4 protein-coding genes and 1 pseudogene are annotated in these 11,267 nt (G+C 40.3%); 1 reads left to right on the forward strand and 4 read right to left on the reverse strand.

The features are described from left to right. Positions 1–76: 76 nt before the first annotated feature. Together H6F74_RS26870 and H6F74_RS26875 are read right to left on the reverse strand one after the other, a co-directional pair. The gene (locus H6F74_RS26870) at positions 77–3,766 is read right to left on the reverse strand and encodes a helicase-related protein (protein ID WP_190445171.1); all 3,690 of its coding nucleotides are present in this window, start codon (positions 3,764–3,766) and stop codon (positions 77–79) included. Further along, entirely contained in the window at positions 3,763–6,828 is a 3,066-nt protein-coding gene (locus H6F74_RS26875; protein WP_190445172.1) for a hypothetical protein, read from the reverse strand. The genes H6F74_RS26870 and H6F74_RS26875 overlap by 4 nt, the downstream gene beginning before the upstream one ends. A gap of 312 nt (positions 6,829–7,140) precedes the next feature. Between H6F74_RS26875 and H6F74_RS26880 the strand changes: the two genes are divergently transcribed. After that, entirely contained in the window at positions 7,141–8,469 is a 1,329-nt protein-coding gene (locus tag H6F74_RS26880; protein WP_190445177.1) for a deoxyguanosinetriphosphate triphosphohydrolase, read from the forward strand. 23 nt (positions 8,470–8,492) lie between these two features. Here H6F74_RS26880 and H6F74_RS26885 read toward each other — a convergent pair whose 3' ends face one another. Both H6F74_RS26885 and H6F74_RS31235 read right to left on the reverse strand, forming a co-directional pair. Then, positions 8,493–10,106, reverse strand: coding sequence for an SAM-dependent DNA methyltransferase (locus H6F74_RS26885; RefSeq protein WP_190445173.1), 1,614 nt, complete (start codon positions 10,104–10,106; stop codon positions 8,493–8,495). Continuing rightward, positions 10,103–11,065, reverse strand: a pseudogene (locus H6F74_RS31235) (XamI family restriction endonuclease). Before H6F74_RS31235 ends, H6F74_RS26885 begins: the two are co-directional and overlap by 4 nt. Between the last annotated feature and the right edge of the window lie 202 nt (positions 11,066–11,267).

The raw sequence follows: 11,267 nt of genomic DNA on the forward strand, positions 1-11,267 counted from the left end.
CTACATCCGGGGAAACTCTGAACTGATAAAATGCTAGCGCTTGCTCAGTGAAGAATTTGAGCAAAACCGCATATAGTTAGTCTTGAGAAAGAATCAAATTCAGGACATTCAATTCATTAGAAGTTAAAAAATACTTATCTGTAAAAAGTTTGCTTCTAATCTCATTGAGACTGTAACTCCTAAAAACCAGCCAAGGAAAATCTTTATATTTGTGACCAATAGGCAGAATATTACTGACGGGATACAAGGAACTAATATAAGTAGCTAGAATATCTCGAAATCTTTGGTCTTCTGGTTCTTCTTCATTGCTAGCAAAATATTGACTTATCGCCTCACCAGTAATAAAGGTAAATAAGGGCAAGGCATAATATTGGTCAAAGTACTGGCTATTTTGTTCAAATTTTTGGGTTTTATTCGGTTGCTCCTCCAACAGGTTCACCAACTCTATCGCCTCGTTGATAGCCGAGCGTATGCTTTCTGGATAGGCTAGACTATTTCTAATTTCAGACATTTGATTCAGTAATTTACCATTACTAAAAGTTACAATTTCTTGTCCTAGCCGCATTTTATACTTTTCCTCCACCGCTCTGCCCGCCAGAGAAACAACTAACAAACTACCGTTGATATAACCCAATTGAATCGGAGCAAAATTCAGTAAACTATCTAAAGTATTATTCACTAACTGTAAAAATCTAGTAGAAAATGTCTCCTGCAATTCCAAATAGGAGAGTCCCTGCCATTCTTGAGAATTAGCCCCAGCTCCCAAATTTATCTCTACTGAACTTAGCAGACTTTCTAGGCTAGAATAAACCTCTTTTAGTAGTCCATCATGGCGACGCTTATTTTGTTCCTTTTTCAGCTGCTTAATGAGCGCACTCATCTTACTACTAAAAGTTTGACCCGCAGCAAATACTGACTTTCCGCCTATTGGAATCATAATGAAGTTATCTTGACCGATAGACCCAGAACCAAAAATTCTGGTCATTATAGAAGCCTTTAAAATTAGCAAAATATTCAAAATATTCAGCACGCTTTCCTGTAAGGACAACTGCTGCTCGTCGCTAGGGTTGTGCGAGGATGAATGACGGTCTTTAGGGTAATATACAACTTGCTCAGATAGGTAAAAAACTAGCTCTTTATCTTCACCATCTAAGGTTTTTTCAATGCCATTTTCTTGGTAATCTCCACGACCTCTGTAAATCACCTGAATAACTTCCATCAGGTTTTTTTCAATTTCAAAACGTGGAATATCAACCAAAATGCGTTTGGCTTTGGGAAATGATAAACCTCGACTTGCAGAAGCGGTCATAAAAATGACTTTGACATCATTTTGGTGCTGGGGGATACGTTGCTTTTCGGATTCGGAAAGACTAGCATGAATCTCTAGGTAATGCTTATATTGTTTAAATTCTTCCTGCTGTTCCTTAATCTTTTCAATTAGGTCAGCCAATCTCTGTTTGTCCTGAATATATACTATTACTTGCTCAGAACCAGGCTGGCTTAAAAAGCTGTTTATATCTTCTACAATTTCTGACTGAACCCGATTTTCTAAATCATATTTTCTGGTTAGGTAAACTTTGTCATTAAATTTAATACATTCGATAAAAATTTTGTAGTTTATCTCTAAGCTTTTGGCTGGGTAGGAGTTGGCATTGATAATGGTAGCCTTTAACCCGTTAAACTGGAATGGCTGCACTGATAAAGGCGAATTACTAGCAGCAGCTTTTCTAAAAAATATTTTGTTTGGTTCGGCTGAAGTTTCCTCTAGATGCTGCTTAATTACATCTGGATCGACAATCGAAGCATCAGCCACAATAATTTTAGTGTTAAAGCCATGTTGACTATCTATGACACCATATTTTTTTAAAATGCTGCTAATCCCTGTCAGGAACTCTACTCCACTATCATCTCCTGTGATTTCATCAATCATAATGAATAAATGCTTAATCCTACTGGATATTTCTTTCATCCGAGCAGGAATGACAAGCCCTTCTGTGGAGTTGTAGGCATCTTTAAATATTTTTTCAAAATGCTCTAAGGTATCTTTGCCACTTTGCGTTTTCTTCAAAGACTGGATGGAAACTGTCGCTACTATATTATGAGAAAGGTTACGGTTAATAATAGTATAAATGGCTTGACAAATACTGTCTAAAACGCCTCGATTTTGCTGACTCACATCTTGAATCTGGTCTTCTGCTAGTCTGCCAAGATTTTTAGATAATGAGGTAGGCACAGATTCTGTTTTTTGACTGATAAAATCTATAGTCTGCTCCGTGAAATTATCTTGACGCTGGTTTGACAGATAATTTACAGTATATTGTCCACCGTTATTCTTAATGAGGTCAGCCGAAGTAGTGATAGCAAATATTCGGTTGTCATACAGTAAGTTTGTTAGTTTTTCTTTAAACTTTTCAATGATGTCTAGGTTAACTTGTTTTCTAGGGCTGACGTAAAAGAATAAAAAACCCTCATTCAGACAATTTGTAGTTTTAAGGAAGTTAGCGATCGCTGTCGTTTTACCAATACCAGGATTTCCTGTTAAAAAGATATAAGTAACATCAGAAACTAGAGCTTTGGTAATCAGTTCAGCATGAGCTTTTCTCAGGTCTAAGTTCGGTGTAACTTGTAGTTGTGTTGCCAAATCTGGGGAAATCACACCTATAGAATTGAAAAAACCCTCTATACGCTCTTTATGAAAAATAGGTATTATCCCATCTTTAGAAACTTCTGAAAACTTATTAATAAAATTCCTACCATCCTGAAAACTTTTAGCTGCATTTCGTTGAATTTGTCTTAAAACTTGCCGGCGAGCATCCTGAATTTGCTGGTCTTTTGGCTCTTTTTTATAGATATGAGAACAAGTTTCTAAAATATCTAAATTATCCCGATTGAGGGACATAGCACTGATACCGCGATCGCTATAGCCCACCACATTGAAAATAACTGAGGTTTCGTCTGTCAGTATACTCTGCGAGCGCAAAAATTCAGAAAAACTATGGGCATAACTAGCTGCCTGGATTAACTTCGCAGTTTCTTTATCCCCTCGCTTGAAAGCAGTAAAGTGACTAGCAAGATTTTTTGATAAATCCAGTTCGGAAGTTTTAGTATCTAATCCTAAATTTGAAAAAACACTTTTTGATTTTAAATAACTAATCTCACTTAACAACAGTTTCCGTAACACTTCCACGCTATCTACATCAACCAAATCCTGAATTGATTTGATGGAAAACACCGAATAATCTATACAAATAACTCTCAAGTGCTTGGCACACTTAATCAAAATCAGAGTATCTGCATTCAAAAAATCTCCTTTTTTTGAGTATTTGTTAATATCAACTTCTATCTTGTCAAATTGAGATAATACTTCTTTAAATACTTTTTCTTTTCCCTTGCTATAAGTTCCTAGGCTGTTATCATCGGAAAAACAGCACTGATAGTACAAAATCTCTAGACGTTTTAGCTGATGTTTGCTCCAGCCAGTAGATTTAATATACTCACTGAAAAAATTTAATCCACCCAGAAAACCTTTTTGTAAGAAAAAGGTACTCCACTTGCCAACAATCTGCCTGTGTTGTTCGCTAATAACTTGTTCTTTATCTGCCAATCTCCTGAGCATTTTTGGGAAACTTAGCTGCTGCAAATCCTGGCGATATAAATTTCCAAATTTATGAGATAGTTGATTTTGTTCAATATAGGCAAGCATCCCAATATTGAACCCAACTTCAAACAGACGACCTAACTCTTTTCCTAGCTCAGATGCGATCATTTGTCTTCACTCTCTACCTGTACTTCACTCTCCGGCTGCACGTTTAAAGCTTTTCTGACTTCTGTTAAAAATGCTAAGGAATTAAATTTAACTCCCCCTGTCATGTGTTTAAATATAGATAAAGCTCCCACGCTATCCTCTCCAATCAGTTTCTCGTATGGATCGAGTTTGAAGTTGATATTGCGGGATTTTGTACTATCTGCTTCATATCGAGAAAAATGGTAGAGAGTAAGGAACTGTAGTAGTTCGTTTTTCAACGAGTTGTCATACATTAACCCTAGACGAATGTCTTTATCATCTAATACGCCTTCATAGATGTTCAAGAGGGTGGCGTAGGAAATAACCCCGTTATAGTATTTTTCATCACCAACTTGAATTCCATTAAATAGGTTGAAAAATACCACAGATTGTTTGCTAGGATCTTTTACCAAAGTTTCTAATTCCGCTATATCCTGTATATACAAGGAACTGGCTGTAATACTTTGGAGCTTTACCGCATAGTATTTATCAAAAAATACTGGATATATTTTCAGGTCTTCTCTTTGCCCCTTTAACTTACCTAAAACAGCTTTTGACATGAAATATAACTCTTCATCCTCTTCGGTTCGAGTCATATTTAAAGTATTAGAGTAGGGAGATTTAGCAATGTATAGAAAGTGTCTAAATCCTTGCTGATAAAGCTCATTAACTTTATCTATCAGAACGTCTGGATGGCTATGGATATCTTGACTACCATAGTTATCAGAGAAAGTACCGATCATATATAGGCGAATAGTGTCATCGCCATTTTCTAGACGCTCTCGCTGTAGTCCTACAATTTCTCCCATTAAGTTGGCAATTTTGTAATCGTTTCCTTTACTGCGATCGCTTTCTCGACTTGACACTACAATAATCGCTAGCTTGTCTAGTTGGTATTCAGTAGAAGAAGCACTGAACTTAAATTGTTTGGGGAGAATAGAGTACAAGGAACTCAACCCATTACGAACTTTAAATTGATTGATGTCTTTGATGCAGAAACCTTGGGAATTCGAGCGATGTCTTTCGTTCAAAAGATGCGATAATACCGAGAAGATGGAGCGCATAAACTCTTCTTCGGGTGAAGGGTTTTGCTTGTCACTTAAATGCAGTCGCAAGATAGGGATAAATAACCTGCGTTTTGATGAGTCGAATAAAATTTTTAGACTGGTATAAGCAAGCAAGGAGAAAGTAACTCGATAAATAAAAGCATGGGATGATTCCAAGTTCTTAAATATTTTATCTTTTAGACGCTGATGATTATAATTAAAGACCAAAAGCTTTTCTTGCTTAAAGCTTTGTCCATAAATTTTTCTACAATTTTCCTCTTGGGGAACTACAAGAATAGGAATAGTATCAATCTTTCTTAGATCGTATTCCATACTGAAGCTTTGGCTGTCTTCAGTCGAAAAATAGTGAATTTCACTTATCTGGAGATTAGCTGAGAGAGTACAAAGTGAATTCGTATCAACACTAGGATTTGCTACTGATATATACTTTAGGGCTGCTTTCTGATTTTCGCGTAAAATGCTTTTAAAAAAAGTACTGTTTTTATTGATAGTGCTAAACTCTTGCTCCAAAATACCTTGTTTAACACTGATATGCAAAGGATAGTTTCTAGTTGGCAAGCTAGACGGCTTATCAAGAATATTTAGTAGTAGTTTTTTAAGCTTTTCTATTTTGTCGCTAGCCTTGTATTCCTCTAACCCTTTTTTGATTCCTCTGAGAATGCTTTGTTTTTTGTTTTCATCAGATCCCTTCAAGATAGGTAACACTTTTTCTTCAAAAACTATTTTTGGGTCGTATTCTAAGTCTGATTCAGGAGTATAACCCTTGGTTGAAGGAGCGATACCAGCAAAAACAAAGTAATATAATAATGCAACTTTTAATATTTTTCTGACAAATGACTCTTTTTTAGATGGCTCGGCAAGTTCTTCCTGATGTTCCTGGCTGTTTGAATCTAGTAAGTTAAGGTAATAGTCAATAACAGGCATTCCTCCTCTTGCATGAACTTTACCACCTAACTTGAGCTTCAGCCCAAAAATAAACTGTTGTTTACCTTGATTTTCATCTGTTGTTTCTCCTAAATAACCAACTATTAAAGGAATAATAGGTAATTCCTGGAAAGCTTCGGCACGAGAAAAAATTTCTCTATAATTGGCGTTTATTCCTGCATAGTTTACCTCGTAATGTCCGTCCTCTTTTTCAAGATCGTTAATGTACTCCTCTATCAATCTGAGTCGTCTAATCAAGTCTTCAAGATAGATAACATCTTTGCGCTCGCCTAAGTGTTCTTTCAGGAATTCTAAATACTTAATTTTGGCTTCTCTCTGGAGTTTACCAAGCGCTTCTGTATCCATCAGGCGCTTTAGACGATAAATATCAGATTTATCCTCCTCTACTAAATCATCAAGAATATAGTTGAGGTCTTCTTGCTGATTAGGAGAAAAGTGAAGGTCAATAAAATTTTTCAGACCTGATTGTAGTTGTTCGTCAAATTTTCGGGTGTTCTCTACCGTAATTGTTAGCTTATGAAACTTGAGTAATGGGTTACTACTATCGGTTTGGGGTTGCAAACTTAATCGTTGCTTTTGCAACTTCTCATATTTCTTCCCAAAATTATATTTAAAACCTATATTCTTTGCTTCACCTTCAAACTCTTTTAAGGGTGTCGCCAAATTCCCCATAAATGCTTCAATAGTAATATTTTTTTCTTCTTGTTGGGGTAAGGTAGATTCTATATGTTGTTTTAAACAGTCTCTAATCTGCTGAACTAGACTAATAAAATGTGGTTTTAACCCTCGACTTAAATTCACTGTTGCTGACTTAGCACTGCTAGCAGATGCTCCCAAAGGATTGGCAACCGTTGAAGAAGCTACTTGAAAAGCGATTTCGTCAATATCAATCAGTAATCGGTTGCCATCTTCGGATAAACTGAAAGGCTTTTTGGTCTGTTGATTTTGCAAGACTTTTAAAATTTTACTCAACAAATCGCTGTAGTCTAAACGAACTAGACCGTTATCACCCTCTTGTAAAGTATTTACCATGTCTACTCCTATAATTAAGGTCAAAAACCTTTAAATTTATACTTTAATAACCAGACATAATCTAATTTGGCTCTCCCAAATCTTAGTATGCTAGTAAATGTACGGAGCATCAAACAGTGCGAAGTTAGCTCCGCACTTATTCCTGTTTTGTTAAACAAGATTGTTAAAGTTTGGTTAGAAAAGTACAAATGTATTATACAGCAGTAGTAAAGTTAATAAAACGACGAGGTTGATTCTAGGTATAGATTCTCTGCGTTCGTTATATGTAGGGTTCAATAACTTCTAAATGATAGGTATATTACAGATCTTATGATGGAATGGAAGCAGCTCCTGATACCCCATAGGCTGGGCAAGGATAGTCCAGACAAGCTTCACCTTGAAGATGATGCACGCACTCCCTTTCAAAGGGACTACGACCGACTGGTGTTTTCTTCGCCCTTCCGTCGCCTCAAAGACAAGACCCAGGTTTTTTCTTTAGCAAAGAATGATTACGTTCGTACACGCCTTATTCACAGTATTGAGGTTTCCTGTGTAGGTCGCTCCCTCGGCACAATCGCTGGTGGTAAAATTGTAAAGGAATATAATCTCACAGAGGTTAGCCCTTCAGACTTCGGTGATATTGTCTCTGCTGCCTGTCTAGCTCACGATGTTGGCAACCCCCCCTTTGGTCATTCTGGAGAGGATGCTCTTAGTACCGCATTTCAATCCTGGTATAGCACTGTTAACCATGTTGGCGAGACGCTCCTTACCGATAAGCAAAAAGCTGATTTCGACCAATTTGAAGGTAACGCACAAGGCTTCCGCATCCTAACATGCCTAGAAATGCCACCTACATACGGTGGAATGCAGCTCACCTGCCCTACTCTGGCAGCTTTCACCAAGTACCCCAGAGAGTCACTCATTGCTAAGGATATCCTTAACGGTTACAAGGGTATAAGTGTTAAGAAGTACGGATTCTTTCAGTCAGAGTTAGAGTTGTTCACTAAGGTTGCAGATACAGTTGGGCTTATTCGTCGTAATAACAAATCTGCATGGTGGGCGCGACATCCGCTCGCTTTTTTAGTTGAAGCTGCTGATGACATCTGCTATTCCATTGTTGATGTCGAAGACGGGCACCGCATGGGCTACATCCCTTTCGACAAAGCTAGCGATTTGCTCAACGAGATTGCTGAGATTGACCTCAACAAAAACGATGAAAGCAAAGAAGAAAAAATTAAACGACTACGTGCTAAAGCCATTAACAACCTCGTCTGCGAAGTGGCTGAAATTTTCTTTGAACACAGAGAAAAGCTGCTAGGCGGAGAATTTGACGAAGAACTATTGTCTAAAAGTAAACACCATGAAGCGATCAAGGCGCTCAAGGAAGAAGCTCGAAGACAAGTTTTTGACCACCCGGATGTTGTTGGCATCCAAATAGCTGGATATGAAGTCCTCCATAAGTTGTTTGCCGAGTTCATCAGCGCTACCTTGCACAGCAGTAAAAAAGGCAACCTGATCAAGCAGATGCTACCCGAAAAACATCACATCGCTGAGAACGCAAGTTGCTATGAAAAGATTCTTAATATCACCGATTATATCTCTGGTATGACTGACTCCTTCGCTACTACCCTGTTCCAACAATTCAACGGTATCTCTATTTGAATCAAAGTCCAGTTTTTCCGTCATCAACTTGGTAAAACCTCAAGAATGGTCTCTAGCGTCGCTAGCCCTAGTTCCTTCGGCTCTAGCTTATGCAAGCCACCCCCATACACACGACCCTCACCCATTAACGTTTCATCAGATATTTGATTCAGTGCAAGCCATACTTGTTTGAGCAACTCTGGCTTGTCTGTTAATGCCTTCTCCAAAGCTGGTTTCGGATACAACATCAAGTAGACATTGGTAGCGGTCGCCATTGAGCGATTCAGAATAAATCGGAAGGGTTTGCCCCGGCTGGTATCTATCCGTCCCATATAAGTGCACAGTAACGGGGAAGGCGGACGGTTTTCCTGCACATACCAAGGAGAGCGATGCTTGCACAGGTAGCGATCGCAAATTCCCTGCTTAACTCCCAACTGGAAATATTCCCAAAGGGATGGATACTTCGCTTTCACCTCAAATAAAGGTAAATCGCACTTCAGCAGGAACAGCTGGCGCTCCAAAAGCGGATTTCCGTTCTTATCCGCTTCAATTTCATCCGCTGACAAAAGCCGGGGACTCGGCAGAATCGGCTTTAAGAACTCACTAGGGAGTTGATGAATCAATACCTGCTCTGGGGTTAGCACGAAAAAATTATTCGCTCCTGTCGCCAAACCCCGCTTAATCGTAAATAAGTCCTTCAGCTGAAGCTGCTGACCGTTGGCATATCTGCCCCCTAGTGCTAACCTTCTCTCTTGAGCGGCACTATCCTTAAGCTTCAGCCTCTTTTCACTGCAATTCACGCTATCAGACACCCGCCCAAACCTAGTCCACTTGGCGGTACGGCGTAGCACCTCTGCCGGAATTAGTTCTCTCAGATGAGGTGCGGTCAACCTTTCGCCGTAGGTAAACTCAACCGCATGATTAGCGGGTGGTGCAGCCTTCCTCAACCAAACGACCGTACTAGACACCAATGCATCTTCAAACTGCACGTTATTTGGCTCGAAGCGATGAACTCGCAGCAACGTAACGCGATTGAGGAGGTACTCCTTAATGGGCTGTCCGTAATTCACATCCATAAACCCGCTGGGAATGAGCCATCCAGCCAGAGCATTTTCAGCCATCCACGCATCTGAAATACACAAGAAATGGCAGTAAAGACTAGCTAACTGGCTGAGTTTTATTCCCGATACCTGCTCTGTTTGATTTTGCAACCGCAGCTTCTCAACCCGGCTCAAATGATGATGCCGGACATACGGCGGGTTGCAAATCAGTAAGTTAGCTTTCGCTTCCTCAAAGTCGGGAGGTGTAGCCTGGGTAAAGTTAGCAATCTTCAAATGTAGCGGCGTATGTTCCCAAAGCTGAATCGCTTCAGTCCCGTAATGGGGGTCAATTTCGTACCCCACTGCCTCAACAATTTGCGATAAGGGGAATTGCTGCAATAATGCGGAGTAAAAGCAGCCTGTACCAAAAGCTGGGTCCAGAAAACGAATCTTTTTGTCTAAGGGAAATAGCGTTCTGGCAGATTCCAGAATTTCTGTGGCGAGGGAGAAAGGTGTGGCAAACTGACCCAGCTGATTGCGCTCAGTTTGGGTTTTGGCTGCATCAAGCCGCTGGTTCAGCAACGCCCGTGCTTTTTCCGTTGCTTTCGTTACCGTCATACTCCGAATTGTGCCAGGTCATCGATGCGATGTTCCCATACCCAGTCAATCCCTTCAGCAGCTTCATAGCCTAAATAGCCGTGGTCAAAATAACCGCAAAGGAATAGAATAAACCGAATATGATTGCCATAGTTGCTTCTTAATTGAGCAACTTTAACGGCTTCTTCTTTGCGTCGCTTATTGGGATTGGTATAGTCTCCAGCGGATTTGGCTTCAACCAGTAGCGGTAAGTCACTCCTGCTGGACTGAAGCGGTTTAATTACAACGTCAATCGGAATATTAATTTGTTTGGTGCCTCCCTGTAAAAGTACCGGAATATTGAACCGAAACGAGAAAGTTCCGGGCTGCATGTCTCAAAGCTTAATCCGACTCCGACCCTAACGTATGAGTAGCCGCGTTGTTCCAGCCATTCCTTAATGGTGGCAAGCTGTCTGCGCTCTTGGGCATTGCGAATAATCGGGTTAGTCAGCGCCCCACAGAGACGGTCTGCCACAATTGTCGCGGCTCGGTGTACTTGTGTATAGGTCGGCTCCTGTCCTGCGTCCAGCCAGGGGAAGATGTCTTTGTCTGCCAGTCGTGCAATGATTTGACCGATTTTCATGAGTCCAGAATCCAGATTGGCACTGGTCATCCGGGGTAGAATGCGCTGTTTTTCTTCCATGCTTTTGACCAGGTTGGGCGGCACTCCTGGTAGACCGATAAGGCGATCGCGGGCGATGGGGGGTGCTGTCGCCATGCGGAGAATGGGCAGAACAGAGGGATGTTGCCGCAACACGGTGGGTGTGATGTTCGTTATGATTGGCTGTCCGGGCTAAGGCGGATTCGACTTGTTGAGTGGTGGCAATGCGAGTGTCGCGGTACGCTTGGGGTGCGAACTGCATGAACCAACTATTGTAGAAGTCTACCGACTGGGCAATATCTGCCTTCCACAAGTGGGGTTTGTCGGCATTGACTGGCACTGCATCACCTCTAGATGACCTGAATCAGACAACTCTTGATTCTCGCCTCATTTGAGTTGGTATTGTCCACCCAATTTCACAATAATTTTCTAATGATGTACCAAAATGACCGAAAATTACTACATGGTCAAGGTCGAAAATAATCACATTTCACCCCAGGAGACATTGCCTCTAAACGCGCACGAGAGGCTAATCGAAATGT

Origin of the sequence: Trichocoleus sp. FACHB-90, assembly GCF_014695505.1 — a bacterium.
GTDB classification, from domain to species: domain Bacteria; phylum Cyanobacteriota; class Cyanobacteriia; order Cyanobacteriales; family FACHB-T130; genus Funiculus; species Funiculus sociatus.

Bases quoted from the DNA above. Each gene is read 5' to 3' on its own strand.
- H6F74_RS26885 (WP_190445173.1), bottom strand. From the start codon at position 10,106: ATGACGGTAACGAAAGCAACGGAAAAAGCACGGGCGTTGCTGAACCAG.
- H6F74_RS26875 (WP_190445172.1), bottom strand. From the start codon at position 6,828: ATGGTAAATACTTTACAAGAGGGTGATAACGGTCTAGTTCGTTTAGAC.
- H6F74_RS26870 (WP_190445171.1), bottom strand. From the start codon at position 3,766: ATGATCGCATCTGAGCTAGGAAAAGAGTTAGGTCGTCTGTTTGAAGTT.
- H6F74_RS26880 (WP_190445177.1), top strand. From the start codon at position 7,141: ATGGAATGGAAGCAGCTCCTGATACCCCATAGGCTGGGCAAGGATAGT.